The 14,773-nt window shown below is 71.0% G+C and carries 13 protein-coding genes; 7 read left to right on the top strand and 6 right to left on the bottom strand.

Annotated elements, in window-relative coordinates; translation table 11 throughout:
• The first annotated feature begins 116 nt into the window (after positions 1–116).
• The gene (gene ccrA, locus AC1U89_RS06705) at positions 117–1,391 is read left to right on the top strand and encodes a crotonyl-CoA carboxylase/reductase (RefSeq protein ID WP_479898948.1); all 1,275 of its coding nucleotides are present in this window, start codon (positions 117–119) and stop codon (positions 1,389–1,391) included.
• Positions 1,392–1,515: 124 nt separating this feature from the next.
• Here ccrA and AC1U89_RS06700 read toward each other — a convergent pair whose 3' ends face one another.
• The 3 genes from AC1U89_RS06700 to AC1U89_RS06690 form a co-directional block, all read right to left on the bottom strand.
• Positions 1,516–2,727 carry an MFS transporter gene (locus AC1U89_RS06700; RefSeq protein WP_479898947.1) on the bottom strand — a complete coding sequence of 404 codons (1,212 nt, stop codon included), beginning with the start codon at positions 2,725–2,727 and terminating at the stop codon, positions 1,516–1,518.
• A 62-nt stretch (positions 2,728–2,789) separates the two neighbouring features.
• The gene (locus tag AC1U89_RS06695; RefSeq protein ID WP_479898946.1) at positions 2,790–3,182 is read right to left on the bottom strand and encodes a hypothetical protein; all 393 of its coding nucleotides are present in this window, start codon (positions 3,180–3,182) and stop codon (positions 2,790–2,792) included.
• Positions 3,182–3,538 carry a hypothetical protein gene (locus AC1U89_RS06690; RefSeq protein WP_479898945.1) on the bottom strand — a complete coding sequence of 119 codons (357 nt, stop codon included), beginning with the start codon at positions 3,536–3,538 and terminating at the stop codon, positions 3,182–3,184. Before AC1U89_RS06690 ends, AC1U89_RS06695 begins: the two co-directional genes overlap by 1 nt.
• Before the next feature lie 117 nt (positions 3,539–3,655).
• On the opposite strand from AC1U89_RS06690, the gene AC1U89_RS06685 reads away from it, so the two are divergent.
• Positions 3,656–5,356: an Hsp70 family protein gene (locus AC1U89_RS06685; RefSeq protein ID WP_479898944.1), complete on the top strand. Its 1,701-nt coding sequence runs from the start codon at positions 3,656–3,658 to the stop codon at positions 5,354–5,356.
• A complete protein-coding gene (locus AC1U89_RS06680; protein ID WP_479898943.1) occupies positions 5,353–7,095 on the top strand; it encodes a hypothetical protein in 1,743 nt (580 codons plus the stop codon). The genes AC1U89_RS06685 and AC1U89_RS06680 overlap by 4 nt, the downstream gene beginning before the upstream one ends.
• Here the strand turns inward: AC1U89_RS06680 and AC1U89_RS06675 are convergent.
• Positions 7,092–8,057 (bottom strand): NAD-dependent epimerase/dehydratase family protein, encoded by a 966-nt coding sequence (locus tag AC1U89_RS06675; RefSeq protein WP_479898942.1) that lies wholly within the window; start codon positions 8,055–8,057, stop codon positions 7,092–7,094. The two genes, AC1U89_RS06680 and AC1U89_RS06675, sit on opposite strands and share 4 nt — an antisense overlap.
• A 94-nt stretch (positions 8,058–8,151) precedes the next feature.
• Positions 8,152–8,589 (bottom strand): OmpA family protein, encoded by a 438-nt coding sequence (locus AC1U89_RS06670; protein ID WP_156035694.1) that lies wholly within the window; start codon positions 8,587–8,589, stop codon positions 8,152–8,154.
• Between the two features lie 123 nt (positions 8,590–8,712).
• Here AC1U89_RS06670 and AC1U89_RS06665 point away from each other — a divergent pair, with 123 nt between their 5' ends.
• The 4 genes from AC1U89_RS06665 to AC1U89_RS06650 all read left to right on the top strand — a co-directional run bounded on the left by AC1U89_RS06665 (position 8,713) and on the right by AC1U89_RS06650 (position 13,032).
• The gene (locus AC1U89_RS06665) at positions 8,713–9,273 is read left to right on the top strand and encodes a sugar O-acetyltransferase (protein ID WP_479898941.1); all 561 of its coding nucleotides are present in this window, start codon (positions 8,713–8,715) and stop codon (positions 9,271–9,273) included.
• 69 nt (positions 9,274–9,342) lie between these two features.
• A complete protein-coding gene (locus AC1U89_RS06660; protein WP_479898940.1) occupies positions 9,343–10,167 on the top strand; it encodes a hypothetical protein in 825 nt (274 codons plus the stop codon).
• 98 nt (positions 10,168–10,265) lie between these two features.
• The gene (locus tag AC1U89_RS06655) at positions 10,266–11,741 is read left to right on the top strand and encodes a M20 family peptidase (protein WP_479898939.1); all 1,476 of its coding nucleotides are present in this window, start codon (positions 10,266–10,268) and stop codon (positions 11,739–11,741) included.
• A 160-nt stretch (positions 11,742–11,901) separates the two neighbouring features.
• The gene (locus AC1U89_RS06650; RefSeq protein ID WP_479899056.1) at positions 11,902–13,032 is read left to right on the top strand and encodes a Rieske 2Fe-2S domain-containing protein; all 1,131 of its coding nucleotides are present in this window, start codon (positions 11,902–11,904) and stop codon (positions 13,030–13,032) included.
• Positions 13,033–13,035: 3 nt separating this feature from the next.
• On the opposite strand, the gene AC1U89_RS06645 is transcribed toward AC1U89_RS06650, so the two are convergent.
• Positions 13,036–14,514: an MAC/perforin domain-containing protein gene (locus tag AC1U89_RS06645; protein WP_479898938.1), complete on the bottom strand. Its 1,479-nt coding sequence runs from the start codon at positions 14,512–14,514 to the stop codon at positions 13,036–13,038.
• Positions 14,515–14,773: the final 259 nt, after the last annotated feature.

Raw genomic sequence — 14,773 nt, 5'->3', positions numbered from 1 at the left:
GGCTTCGGCGCGGCCTTTCCGCGACGGAGCCCATAAGGATGGACCGCCCGAACGGTCCACGGAGCGCAGAGAGCCGATCGCGCGTTGTGTTGCAGCGCCGAACACCGGGGAGTGAGATGAGCACCGCCACGCAGGACGCGGCCCAGCCCGCGCTGAAGGACCTGTACGAGATCGGCGAGATCCCGCCGGCCTTCCACGTGCCGAAAACCATGTACGCCTGGGCCATCCGCAAGGAGCGCCACGGCAAGCCGTCTGAAGCCATGCAGGTCGAGGTCGTGCCCACCTGGGAGATCGGCGAGGACGAGGTGCTGGTGCTCGTGATGGCCGCGGGCGTCAACTACAACGGCGTCTGGGCCGCCCTGGGCGAGCCGATCAGCCCGCTGGACGGCCACAAGCAGCCCTTCCACGTCGCCGGCTCCGACGCCTCCGGCATCGTCTGGAAGGTCGGGGCCAAGGTGAAGCGGTGGAAGCTGGGCGACGAGGTCGTCATCCACTGCAATCAGGACGACGGCGACGACGAGGAGTGCAACGGCGGCGACCCGATGTACTCGTCCAGCCAGCGCATCTGGGGCTACGAGACGCCGGACGGCAGCTTCGCCCAGTTCTGCCGGGTGCAGTCGCGCCAGCTGATGCCGCGTCCCCGGCACCTGACCTGGGAAGAGGCCGCCTGCTACACCCTCACGCTCGCCACCGCCTACCGCATGCTGTTCGGCCACAAGCCGCACGAGCTGAAGCCCGGTCAGAACGTGCTGGTCTGGGGCGCCTCGGGCGGGCTGGGAGTCTTCGCCGTGCAGCTGGCCGCCGTGGCCGGGGCCAACGCCATCGGCGTGGTCAGCGACGACGACAAGATCGACTTCGTCCGCAGCATGGGCGCCAAGGCGGTGCTGAACCGCAAGGAGTTCAACTGCTGGGGCCAGCTGCCCAAGGTCAACGGCCCCGAATTCGCCGACTACATGAAGGAGAGCCGCAAGTTCGGGAAGGCGATCTGGCAGGTCACCGGCAACAAGGATGTCGACCTGGTGTTCGAGCACCCGGGCGAGTCGACCTTCCCGGTCTCGGTGTTCGTGGTGAAGCGCGGCGGCATGGTCGCCATCTGCGCCGGCACCAGCGGCTTCAACCTGACCATGGACGCCCGCTTCCTGTGGATGCGCCAGAAGCGCGTCCAGGGCAGCCACTTCGCCAACCTGATGCAGGCCAGCGCCGCCAACCAGCTGGTCATCGACCGCCGGGTGGACCCCTGCCTGTCGGAAGTCTTCCCCTGGGACCAGATCCCCGCCGCCCACGAGAAGATGCTGGCCAACCAGCACCTGCCCGGGAACATGGCGGTGCTGGTCTGCGCCCAGCGGCCGGGGCTGCGAACGTTCGAGGAGGTGGTGGAGCTGGGCGGTTAGGAAACCCTCTTCCAGAGGGAGAGGGCGGGGCCCGCGCTCGAAGAGCGTGGGAGGGTGAGGGGTTTCACCCTCACCGATTTCGCACTGAAGCCCTGCCGGCGCGCCGTCAACCGTCCTAACCCCCTCACCCTCCCAACGCTTCGCGTTGGGCCCCTCCCTCTCCCTCTGGGAGAGGGAAGAACGTCAGCCCCACCGCCACCGCGCCGGCCACGACCACCACAGGCGCCAGCGCCCCGACCACCGCCGCGCCGCTGGCCCCGCCGCCGATCAGCTCGGCCGCCGCCAGGGGTCCGAAGATCGAGCCCACCCGGCCGGCCGCGACCGCCGCCCCCACGCCGGTGGCCCGCACGGCGGCGGGGTAGTAGGGCGGGGTCAGGCCGTAGAGGGTGAACTGCCCGCCCATCAGCAGAAAGCCGGCGGTGAAGGCCAGGATGGCGATCGGCGCCTGGCCGTCGGCGCCGGCCATCAGCACCAGGGCCAGGGCCAGGCCCGCGAACCCGGCCAGCAGCGGCCCGCGCGCGCCCAGCCGGTCGACCACCGCGCCGAAGGCCAGCCCGCCGCTGGCCCCGCCCAGGTTGAACAAGGTCGAGACCAGGAAGGCGAAGCCGGTCGGCAGGCCGCGCGCCACCATCAGGGTCGGCAGCCAGTTCAGCAGCAGGTGCAGGGTCAGGGCGACCAGGGCGTAGCTGACCCAGATGCAGGCGGTGGCCGGCCAGCGCCCCGCCCCGAACAGGGCCCCGGCCGCGTCGCCCGGCCGGTGGTCGGCGTGGTCGGGCCGTCCGACCGGCAGCACCCAATAGAGCAGCGGCGCGACGACCAGCGGGACCAGGCCGCCGACCAGGAAGATGGTCCGCCAGTCGTCCAGGGCCATGGGCGAACGGGCCACCAGTCCCGCCACCGCCCCGCCCAGCGGCATGCCGCCGGCGATCAGGGCCACCATGGTCGCCTTGCGGGTCGGGCTGGCGCGCTCGGAGGCCAAGGCGATCAGCATCGGCATGGCCCCGCCCAGGCCCAGGCCCGTCAGGAAGCGAACGGCCAGCAGGGGCTGGAAGCTGGTCGCCAGGGCCGTGACCAGCGAGAACACCCCGAACGCCGCCACCGAGGCGGTCAGCACCGGCCGCCGTCCGATCCGGTCGGCGATCACCCCGCCGAAGCTGGCCCCGACCATCAGGCCGATCAGGCTGGCGCTGAACGCCCACCCGGCCTGGCCCGGCGACAGGTGCAGGGCCGGCAGCATGCGCGGCGCGGCCACGCCCATCGACTGGATGTCGAACCCCTCGATCATCGCCGCCAGCAGGCAGACCAGCCAGGCCGGCCACGTTCTGGATGTCGTCATGATCGCCCCTCTCGAAGAACGAGGTTACGCGGTAAAGCCGGCGGTTCCCAGGGGGCGGCGGGTCAGTCGGTGATCACGAGGTTCCGCGCGGCTTCCAGGGTGACGCGCTGCATCACGCCAGGCTTCTGGCGGGTGAAGGCGCAGACCTTGAAGTCGCCATAGACCCAGGGCCGCCAGGGATCGCCCTGGTAGGGCCGCAGCCGGTCGGGCAAGGGCCTCGGCAGGGCGTCCACCTCGTCGACATTGCGCCCCGTGGCGTCGACCACGCCCAGGACCCGATGCGTGCCGATCACCCAGATCCGGTACGAGAACGAGCCGTTGTAGAAGGCCATCCGGCCGTGCACGACCCGGCATTGGCCAGCGGGCGCGGTCCGCTCGAACGTCCCCGCGAAAGCCGGCGCGCCGGAGACGGCCGCCAGGGCGCAGGCCAGGACGGTCAGGACCGCGCGGCGCATCAGGCCGCCGGCGCCGTCGGCTTGGGCGGGGGCAGACCGGCGCAGCTGGGCAGCGGCCGGTTCGCCGGCGCGTCCTCGTCGAACGACAGGTTCACCCCCACCCAGCCGCCGTCGTAGGTCTTGCCCGTCGGCCGGGGCCATTCCATGCCGCGCACGCTGGGCGGCGTGGCGTTGTCCAGGATCGGATTGCCGGAGCTGACCACCACCACGGCCTCGACGACGTGGTCCGGGTCGTCGCCCCAGCGCACGCAGACGCCGACCGTCCCCTTCAGGCTGGGTTCGGACGGCGGCGGCGCCTGACCGGCCTGGCCGGACAGCAGCAACAGAGAAACCAGGGCGGTGGAAAGCAGGGGCATGGCGCGACCTTGGCGCCGCCCCGCGGTCCGGGCAACAGCCACGCTTGCGGGCGCCCCACTTCCCCGTTTCCCGCCGAGCCGCTACACCGAAAGCTTGAGTACAGACGGGGGCGTCGCGTGATCATCGGTATCGACCTGGGCACCACCAACAGCGCGGTGGGCGTTTGGCGTGACGGCAAGGTGGAGCTGATCCCCAACAGCCTGGGCGCGGTGCTGACGCCGTCGGTCGTCGGCCTGGACGACGACGGCTCACTGCTGGTCGGCCTGGCGGCGCGCGAGCGGCGCGCCACCCATCCGACCCTGACGGCCGCGACCTTCAAGCGCTACATGGGCTCGACCCGGGCCACGCGGCTGGGCCAGCAGGACTACCTGCCCGAGGAGCTGTCGGCCCTGGTGCTGGCGCGGCTCAAGGCCGACGCCGAAGCGTACCTGGGCCAGCCGGTGACCGAGGCGGTGATCACCGTGCCGGCCTATTTCAACGACAAGCAGCGCAAGGCCACGCGGCGGGCGGGCGAGCTGGCCGGGCTGAAGGTCGAGCGCCTGCTGAACGAGCCCACCGCCGCGGCCCTGGCCTACGGCATCCATGAACTGGGCGACGAGACCCGCTTCCTGGTCTTCGACCTGGGCGGCGGCACGTTCGACGTCTCGGTGCTGGAGATCTTCGAGGGCGTGATCGAGGTCCGCGCCTCGACCGGCGACAACCAGCTGGGCGGCGAGGACTTCAACGCCGTGCTGGTGCAGATGATGCGCGAGAAGCACGGCAAGGCCTGGGGCAAGGCCGACGCCGACCTGGGCTTCCGCCAGCGCCTGCAGGTGGCCGCCGAGCTCGCCCGCCGCGCCCTGACCGACCAGGCCGTCGCCGAGATGACCGTCACCTGGGACGACCAGAGCTGGTCGATGGAGGTCACGGCCGAGGCGTTCGAGGCCGCCGCCGCCCCGCTGCTGGCCCGCCTGCGCGAGCCGGTGCTGGGCGCCCTGCGCGACGGTTCGATCCAGGCCGCCGACCTGAAGGAGATCGTCCTGGTCGGCGGCGCCACGCGCATGCCGGTGGTGCGCCGCGCGGTCACCCGGATGTTCGGCCGCTTCCCCTCCAACGCCGTCCATCCCGACGAGGCCGTGGTGATCGGGGCGGCGATCCAGGCCGGGCTGAAGTCGCGCGACGCGGCGTTGAAGGACGTGGTGATGACCGACGTCTGCCCCTATTCGCTGGGGGTCGACGTCGCCGAACAGGGCCCGGGGGGCGCGCTGCGCGACGGCATCTTCTCGCCGGTGATCGAGCGCAACACCGTGGTGCCCGCCAGCCGCGTGAAGCTGTTCAGCACGACGCAGACGGGCCAGCGCAAGGTGGTGTTCAACGTCTTCCAGGGCGAGGCCCGGATGGTGTCGGACAACATCAACCTGGGCCGGATCGAGGCGCCGGTGCCGCCGGCCCGGGCCGGCGAGGTCGTGGTCGAGGTCCGCTTCAGCTACGACGTCAACGGCCTGATCGAGGTGGACGTCCACGTGCCCCAGACCGGCGAGCGCCGGCAGCTGGTGATCGTCGACGACCAGGACGGCCCGCCGCCGGACCTGGACAAGCGCCGCGCCGCCCTGGCGGCCCTGAAGGTCCATCCGCGCGACCAGGACGCCAACCGGGCGGCCGCCGCCCGCGCCGCGCGCTGCTACGAGCTGTTCCTGGGCGATCGCCGCGCCCACGTGGCCGAGCTGATCTCGCGCTTCGAGGCCGCGCTCGACCGCCAGGACCCGCGCGTGGCCGAGGCCGCCCGCGTGGAGCTGACGGAAGCCCTGGACGCCCTCGAAGGCGAGACCTTCCTGTGAACCCGGCGATCTGGGAGACCCTGGACATCGCGCCCGTCCGCGACCGCGACGCCATCCGCCGCGCCTATGCCCGCCGGCTGAAGGTCACCAATCCCGAGGACGACGCCAAGGCGTTCCGCGCGCTGCGCGCCGCCTACGAGGAGGCCCTGGCCGCCCTGGACTGGGACTGGGCGTGGCAAGACCTGGACGGCGACGACGAGGAGGACGCCGAGTTCGAAGCCGAAGAGCCGGCCGACGAGATCGTGACGACGGTCAGCCGGGCGCAGTTCGAGGCGATGCTGAGCGCGCCGGCGGGTCGCCCCGTCTTCGCCGCCCCGCCGCCCGTCGAGGACGACGCGGACCACGCGCGCCTGATGGACGCCCTGGAGCGGCTGGTCCTGGTCGATCCGCCGGCCGAGCCCGCCGCCCTGGAGGCGGCGCTGGCGGCGGTGCTGGCCTCGCCGGCCATGGAGCGGGTGGCCGTCGCCGGCCGGACCGAGCAGGCCGTCGCCCATCTGGTCACCCGTCACGCCCCGCGCGCCGACGCCCTGGTCCGCCCGGCCATCGGCGCCTTCCGCTGGGGCCGCGAGGGCGTGCGCGCCCGTTATGACGGCCTGGTCGAGGCGGTGCTCAACCGCGACGCCGACATCGTCTTCCGCGCCGGGCTGATGCGCGACGAGGGCCAGAGGCGCACGGCGTTCCTGGCCCTGTCGCGTCCGCTGGACCAGGGGCCCGCGTGGCACGACCGGTTCTGGCCCGGCTTCGACGCCGCGATGCGCGACATCCTGGACGAGATCGACACCCGCCGCCCCAGCCTGCACGCCGACCTCGACGCCGACAGCCTGGCCCACTGGCGGGCCCATCTGGCCCGCCCGCGCCTGCCGGTCGGGGCCTTCTGGCTGGCCGGCCTGGCGCCGCTGGGCGCGGCCCTGATCGCCCTGCTGACCGCCGCCGTCGATCCCCTGACCCGGGCCCTCCAAGCCTATGCGGGCGGCGTCGTGGTGGTGCTGGCCGCCGCCTCGGCCTGGTCGTTCGGCCTGGCCCCGCTGCGGCGGCGCTGGCGGGAGGACTGGGAATGGCGCGCCCCGGTCTGGCTGCGGTTCGGCTGGGCGCCGGCCAGCCTGGCCCTGCTGGTCCTGGCGGGCTTCCTTCCGGCCAACGCCTGGTTCACGGCCGGGGTCGGCGTTTGGTCAGCGGCCCTGGCCCTGTGGGCGGTGATCACCAGCGAGGTGGAGCAGGACCCGGCGCCCGACGCCTGGCCCCTGCCGCTGAAGCTGCTGGCTAGCCAGGGCCTGCTGGTCGCGTGGTGGGGCTTCATGACGGCCGTCGCCCCCGAGGCGGCGACCCCGCCCGCCACCGCCGCCTTCGCGGGCGCGGCGATCGCCAGCGCCGCCGGCGCCTCCAGCCTGCCGATGCTCTGGTACCGCTGGACCGTCCGCCCCCTGCGCTTCGCCCTGCTGCTGGGCCTGGCCGGCGCGACGCTCTGGGCCATCCTGCAGCTGCTGGAGCCCGGCGCGGCGACCGGCGGCGCGGCCGCGGCCGCCGCGGTGACAGCGGCGGTCGTCCTGGCCCATCGCCTCCCCGCGGGCGGACTGGGCTCGACCGCCCTGCAATGGCGCTACCGGGTCCAGGCCTTCCCGGCGATCGTGGCGATCGGGGCCGGGGCCGAGTACGGCTGGCTGAGGGTCAGCGGCCTGTGGCTGCTGGCCGGGGTGGTCGTGGCGCTGATCGCGGCGGTCTTGCTGGAGAAGGACCTCTAGCGCGCCATCTCGTCGGCCACGGTGCGGGCCAGGGCCTCGTCGAAGTCGGTGACCTCGGCGTAGCCCAGTCGGCGGCGGATCTTGGCGTTGTCGACGAAGAGCGGATAGCCCAGGTCCAGGCCCGACACCGCCTTGGCCAGGGCCCCGCGCGCCACGTCCGGATGGGCCAGCTGGACCTCGCCGGGCCAGGCCAGGTGCTCGGCGAACGACGCCGCCCAGGCGATGTTGGTCGGGGTGTTGGCCCGGCCCAGGTTGAAGGTCTCGCCGCCCGCCCGGGGGTGGACCGCCGCCAGGGCGATCCCGGCGGCCACGTCGTCGACATAGCCGAAGGTCGCCCGCCAGCCGGCCCACGGGTGGGGGATGACGATGCGCGGCCGCCCCTGGGCCATCGGCCGGATCGCCCACGAGAACCGCCGCTGCCGGTCGCCCGGCCCGAACACCATCGGCAGGCGCAGGATGGTGGCCTCCAGCCCCGCCTTCGCCCGGGCGGCCGCCTCCAGGGGTATCTTGTCGTAGTCGTCCATCCAGGCCTGGGGGTCGCCGGCCGGGCGCGGCTTGGCCAGGCGGTAGGGGAAGCGGCTGGCGCGCAGCTCGGCGTCCTCGGTCAGCCGGTCCCAGATCGGCGTCGGCCGGCCCCGGCGGTGCAGGCCCTCGTAGTTGCGGTAGACATCGACCGAGCTAATCAGCACGTAACGGCCGATCTCGCCCGCCAGGGCGTCCAGCAGCGGCAGGGTGTCGGCTTCCGTGTAGGCGATCAGGTCGATCACGGTGTCGGCCTTGAGGTCGCGCACCGCGGCCAGCACCGCCGTCGGGTCGCGGCGGTCCAGCACGACGGACGCGGCGCCGGCCTCGACCGGGCGGGCGCCGTGATGGGCGACGGCGGTCTCGACCCCGTCGGCCAGCAGCCGCGCGACCACCGGCCCGCCGATGAAACCCGTCCCTCCGAGGACCAGGACGCTCATGCCGTTCTCGAGACCTTCGCTGGAATCACGCGCCAGCCTATGCGCGAGCGGGGGTCGCAAGGCAAATGCGCGAGGCGCCCGCCTTCACCGTCGACTAGTTCCCGATGGGCGCCATGCCGGGGTAGAGGGTGATCACGACGACGCGATTGAAGTCCTCGGCCTTGCCGGGCTGGCTCGGCACAAAAGGGGTGGGTCCAGCGAGGCGGGTCGGGAAGCAGTCCCCAGGGGCGAGTCCAAGAGTCTCCAGGGCGCGAGCAACCGACGTCGCCCGCTCCAGCGCGAGGCGCTGCAGTCCCTTGGAAAACTCCGCGCCATCGACCCCACCCATGATGTGGCACCACATGTTACGCGAATTGGGCTCGGCTCTCGCTCCGTCGAAATACGCCTTGGTGTCCCGAACAACCGACATCGCCGTGGGTGAAAGGTCGGCGGAGTCAGGTGGAAAGTGGAGCCAGAATTCAGGGGCGCGAAAGCTTATGGCGTTCGCGACCGAGGGCAGGCCGCCGGCGACGCCGAGGAACAGGCCGATCAACGTCCGGCGGCTGAAGCCCCGCGTTGGGGCCGTCGTTGATGAATCCGTCATTGCCCCCTCGCCGACCCGCCGTCTTCGGCCAAGCCACGCGTAAGCTGGGCGCATCGAATCGGAAAGACAACCATGCCCCAGCGCGACGACGAGATCAGGATCGCCCGACGGACGCCGGAGTCCCGCGCCATGGTCGCCGACGTCCAGCGGGCCATGCGCCTGACCCCCGCCATCAACCGTCTGACCCTGGACGACGCCGACGAGGTCCGGCGGCTGTTCGGCGAGCTGACCGGCCGCGACCTGGACGACCAGTTCCGCCTGCTGCCGCCGTTCTACACGACCTGCGGCCGGAACATCGCCATCGGCCGCAACGTGTTCATCAACCAGAACTGCACGATCTACGACCTGGCCCCGGTCACCATCGGCGACGACGTGCTGATCGGCCCCAATGTCAGCCTGATCACCGAGGGCCACCCGGTCGCCCCGTCGCAGCGCACCGCGTTCGTCACGGCCCGGCCGATCACGATCGAGCGCGGCGTCTGGATCGCCGCGGGCGTCACGATCATCGGCGGGGTGACCGTGGGCGAGAACGCGGTCGTGGCGGCGGGCTCGGTGGTGACACGGGACGTCCCGGCCAACACCCTGGTCGGCGGCAACCCGGCGCGGGTGATCCGGTCGATCGAGGGGGAGTGAGGGGTGGGGCGCTGACCGCATGTCCGCTTTCCAATCGCAACCTCCAGAAGCCCCCGTTAAGCTGCACCGATGACGTTCCGATCCGCCCGATCAATCCGCATTCAGAAATCGGTCATCGCGCTGGTCGCGCTGGCCGCCCTCACATGCGGTGTTGAAGCCGCTGAAGGCCAACCGGCCTTGGCGGCCAGTCAGCGGTTCCAGCCTCAACTGGAGGCGATTTCGTCTCTGCTTTTCCCCGCCGACGGCGAAGGATACGTCGTGCGCTTCGAAGGCAAGATCGTCGGGGAGGGGCATGTCCTGACGAAGACCAAATGGCTCCCCGGAGGACCGGGTGGTCTGGCGGTCAGCAATTTCAGAGACTTGCTCGGCGGGGAGTTCGCCCGCACCGGCACCGGGTGGGCCGGAGGGCAACCCGAAAGGTTGGCGGAGCTCTATGCACCCAAGGTCCAAGAGTTCGCGGGCCGTCCCGATAAGGTCTTCACCACGGCGTTTGGCGTAGTTCCGCCAGCCGACGAAAGGTTGGTTGTCGTCGAACGTCCCGACTGCATCGTCGTGGCCAGTCACAACCGAGGTCGTATCAGCCGCATGGCGGTCGTGATGTCGGCCGGCAGCCTGGACCGTCTCTACGGGGAATCCGAACAATCGGATCGCATCCACGTCCGCAATCAAGACTGCAAGGCCCGCGCCGAGATTTCCGCCCTGGGCGGATGGGGCATCTTTTTCGAGCCCGGCGCCATGCTGTTGACGACTGGCTCCGATCCGTTCGGGGACTCCCGGGCGGAAGCCAACTTCAAGACCGGGATCTTCCAATCTGAAGTCATTTCGCTCTTGCCCGAAATCCGAGCGGGACTGACGTCGGCTGAGTTCCGGACGCTGACGGGCCTGGAGCGCTAACGTCCTGATCTCGAATTTGCCGGTTGGCGCCGTCGCCAACCCATCGCACAGTCCCGCCCAAACAAGCGTTCGGCCAAGCGGCCTTCGGGGAGTGCGACATGGGCTGGAAGAGCAGGACGGCGCTGACGGCCGTGGGGCTGGTGCTGGCGGTCGGGGCCGTGGTGGCCGTGCGGACGGCGACGTTCAAGGCGCCGGCGGCGGTCGACACCTCCAGCATCCACCTGGCCTCGGCCCGGCCCGTCGACGTGGCCCTGGCCGCCCGCCACCTGGGCGAGGCCGTACGCTTCCAGACCGTCAGCCACCAGGACGCCGCCGAGGACCAGCCGGCCGAGTGGGACAAGCTGCACGCCTGGCTGCAGGCCACCTATCCCGACGCTCACCGCGTGATGGCCCGCGAGGTCGTGGCGGGCCACGCCCTGGTCTACACCTGGCAGGGGACCGACCGGAGCCTGGCCCCCATCGTGCTGATGGCCCACCAGGACGTGGTGCCGGTCACCCCGGGCAGCGAGGGCGGCTGGACCCATCCGCCGTTCGACGGGGTGGTGGCCGACGGCGCGGTGTGGGGCCGCGGCTCGATCGACGACAAGGGCAGCCTGGTCACCCTGTTCGAGGCGCTGGACGGCCTGGCCAAGGCCGGCTTCACGCCCAAGCGCACGGTGATCGTGGTCAGCGGCCATGACGAGGAGGTGCGCGGCGTCGGCGCCCGGGCCGCGGCGGCCCTGCTGAAGTCGCGCGGCGTGAAGGCCCAGTTCGTGCTGGACGAGGGCATGGTGGTGGTCGAGGACCATCCGGTGACCAAGAAGCCGGTGGCCCTGATCGCCACGGCCGAGAAGGGCTACGCCACCCTGACCGTCACCGCCCCGGCGGTCGGCGGCCACTCGTCGGCCCCGCCGCCCCAGACCGGCGTGGCCACCCTGGCCAAGGCCGTGCTGGCGATCAACGACAACGCCTTCCCGATGAAGTTCAGCGGCCCGGGCGCCGACATGCTGAAAAGCCTGGCCCCGCACAGCTCGACCACGATCAAGATGGCGGCCGCCAACACCTGGCTGTTCTCGCCGCTGCTGGTCAGCCAGACCGCCAAGACCCCGGCCGGCGCGGCCATGCTGCACACCACCATCGCCCCGACCATGCTGAAGGGATCGCCGAAGGAGAACGTCCTGCCGCAGGACGCCACGGCCTGGATCAACTACCGCATCGCGCCCGGCGACACCTCGGCCGACGTGATGGCCCGGGCCAAGAGCGCGGTCGGCGACCTGCCGGTCAAGCTGGCCTGGGTGAAGACCCCGGACGAGCCCAGCAAGGTGGCCTCGACCACCTCCGAGGGCTGGAAGACCCTGGCCGCCCTGGCCGGCGACGAGAGCAAGGCCCCCGTGGCCCCGGCCCTGATGACCGCCGCCAGCGACAGCCGCTACATGGGTCCGATCGCCGACGACATCTACAAGTTCCAGCCGCTGCAGCTGGCGGTGAAGGACACCGAGATGATCCACGGCACCAACGAGCACATGACGCTGGCCAATGTCGAACGCATGGTGCGGTTCTACCAGCGCCTGGTGGAGACGGCGGCGGCGAAGTAGGCGCCACGAACTCTTCACGAAACGCAACCTGACATCGGCTGGACGGAAGCGGCGCAATAGGGCCTACTCCGCCCCGGGGGAGCAGTCTGTCGGAAAATCCGTCCGGGGACCGCCGTGAGGCGGGGATGGGTTTTGCGTGAGCAGGCTGCATAGTCGGGCGATCCACATGGCTGACGACGCGCAGGTGCTGGCCGCTCGGCCGGTTTCGAAGGCCGTGAAATTCGGCGAGGGCTTCGTCATGGACGCCTGGTACGTGGCGGCCCTGTCGCCCGACCTGAAGCCGGGCAAGATGGAGAGCCGGGAATATCTGGGCCAGCCGGTGATGATCGGCCGGACCAGGGCCGGGGCCGTCTACGCCCTGCGCGACGTCTGCCCGCACCGCGCCGCCAAGCTGTCGGCCGGCAAGGTCCGCGAGGAACCGCCCAATGGCGAGTATGGCGGCGGCGAAAGCATCGAATGCCCCTATCACGGCTGGCGGTTCCGCACCGACGGGGCCTGCGCCAAGATCCCCTCCCTGACCGCCGACAACCCGCTGGACATCTCGAAGGTCCGCGTACGGACCTATCCGCTGGTCGAGGCCCAGGGCCTGGTGTGGATCTGGATGTCGGCCGACCCGCGCTTCGAGGGCCAGCCGCCCTTCCCGCCGCCGACGATCCCCGGCGTGGTCGGCGGCAAGCCCAAGCTGGTCGACCACCTGGACTACGACATCCACATCGACCACGCGGTGCTGGGCCTGATCGACCCGGCCCACGGCCCCTATGTGCACCAGCAGTGGTGGTGGCGCACCGGCGCCAGCCAGCACGAGAAGCAGAAGGCCTTCGCCCCGTCCGAGGCCGGCTTCACCATGGTGCGGCACGAGCCCAGCAAGAACTCCAAGGCCTACGCCATCCTGGGCGGCGAGCCCCTGACCGAGATCACCTTCCGCCTGCCGGGCCTGCGCTGGGAGCATGTGAAGGTCGGCGACAAGCAGGTGCTGGCCCTGTCGGCCATGACCCCGATCAACGCCGGCAAGACCCGGATGAACCAGATCATCTGGTCCGACCACCCGGCCTTCACCGCCCTCTATCCGGTGATCCGCCTGGCCGCCCGCGCCTTCCTGCGCCAGGACGGCCGCATCGTCGAGGCCCAGACCCGGGGGCTGCAGGACAACCCGCCGCTGATGTGGATGGGCGACGCCGACCAGCAGGGCCGCTGGTACCACCAGCTCAAGCGCGAATGGAACGCCAGCCGCCACGAGCGCCGCCCCTTCCGCAACCCGGTGGAAGAGACGACGCTGCGCTGGCGGACCTGAGGGTCAGGGATAGTTGGTCAGCTGGACCGCGACGTAGTTCCACGCGGCGCCGGTCCACGAGGCCGTGGAGACGTCGGTATTCATGGTGCTCCCGCCGATGAGGAGGTGCTTGCCGTCGTAGATTTGGCCGTGGGGGTCGCCGTTGCCCCACCACCAGCGCGGGACCAGATAGTAGCCGATGGTCTGGTCCAGACCGAGGTGGATCCAGAGGCCCGCCTGGTTGCCGTGGTGCGTGACCGTCTGCACGGACTGGAAGGTCTCCATTGGCCAGTTGAGCGTGGTGCTGTCGACCCGGTCGTCGCTCCCGTTGTCGAAGGCGGCGTCGATGTGCCAGCTTGCCGTGAACCGGACTTGATGGTGCGACAGCGCGCTCACGTGCTCCCTCAGGCGGGGAGAGATCAACAGGTCCTGCAGCGCGCCGCCCGACAGGGACTGGAGCTGGGGCAGGGTGAGGCTCTGGATCCTGTGCTGCCCCGCCACGGCGCCGGTCATGAGCCGGCCGGCCAGCCCGTTCTGGTAGGGGAGGACGAAGTCGCCGCTGGTCTGCATGTCGCGGCAGGTGTTGATCACATAGTCCAGCGCGGCGTACTCGGCCGACAAGGCCGCCAAGGTCCCCATGGCGGCGTCCAGGCTGAACGCGTTGGGCTGGTTGAGGGCGTTGAGGGCTTCCTGGATTTGCGGGAACTCGTCCCAGGTGGCGCAGATGAACGAGATGGCCGCGCCCTTCACGCCCGCGCCGGCGTTGGGATTGTCCACCAGGGTCATCTGCAGGGCGCAGTTGCGCATGCCGTCCGGATCGGCGGGATTCAGGGTCGAGGGGACGGACGCGCCGACGAGATAGGAGTCGCAGCTGAGGCTGCTGTGGGTGCTGGCCGTCAAAAGGCCGCTGTTGAAGGCGGCGTTGATCGAGCCGCTGACGCCGAAGCCCGAGGCCGAGGCCTGCAGCGAGGCGGCCAGCGACTCCTTGTGGCTGGCCGAACTGGTCTGCAGCCGGATGTAGCCCGAGAACGAGCCGCCGTAGGAGACGCCGATCACGCAGTGGGTGCCGTAGCGGGCGAGGAACCGGGCCGGCCCGTCGGGGCCGTTCAGCACCGCCAGGGCGTCCGCCGAGACCGTGGCGTTGGCGATGTCCAGATAGATGTCGCTGGACCTCACGTCGCGCACGGCGACGAACGACATCGAGGTGTCGCTCGCGGCGTTCTTGCTGGCGAAGGCGACCGTCGCCGTCGCCGACCAGGACAGGCCCGACACGGACACGCTGGCGTTGGCGTTCATGAAGTCGCTGTAGTCGCTGCTGCTCTGGATCACCCTGACGGTCGTCCGCTGGAGCTCCCGGGGCGTCGGCGTCTGCTTGGTGAAGGCGCTCAAGGCGCTGGGGCCGATGACCAGGCCGCCGGTGATGCAGTTCACGCCGACCCCGTAGGCCGTGCTCGCGCGCGATTCCACCGCGCAGATCTCGAGATACGAGTTTGAATTGGCCATGCCGCCCTCCCTTTGACTTGAGCGCGAGCGGCCCTGGGGGCAGGGGGCGGCCAGTCCGGCGCCCCCTGCCCTGCGCCCCCCGCGCGAGCTTGGTTCTGGTCTTCTCTGAGGTCTCGGCCCGCGCACTTGCCTCGATCGGCGCGGGCAGGGATTAGTTGCCGCGTCGGCGCTCGAAGAGCAACGTTCGCCCTGTCGCTAGATGTGATGACGTCATCTGGCGCGGGCTCTGCGAATCCTTACGCGGCCTGGACTTCCGGTC

It is taken from the genome of Caulobacter sp. 05T431, from assembly GCF_056665975.1.
Note: the sequence above shows the minus strand (reverse complement) of the source record. Positions and strands in the feature narration are given on the sequence as shown.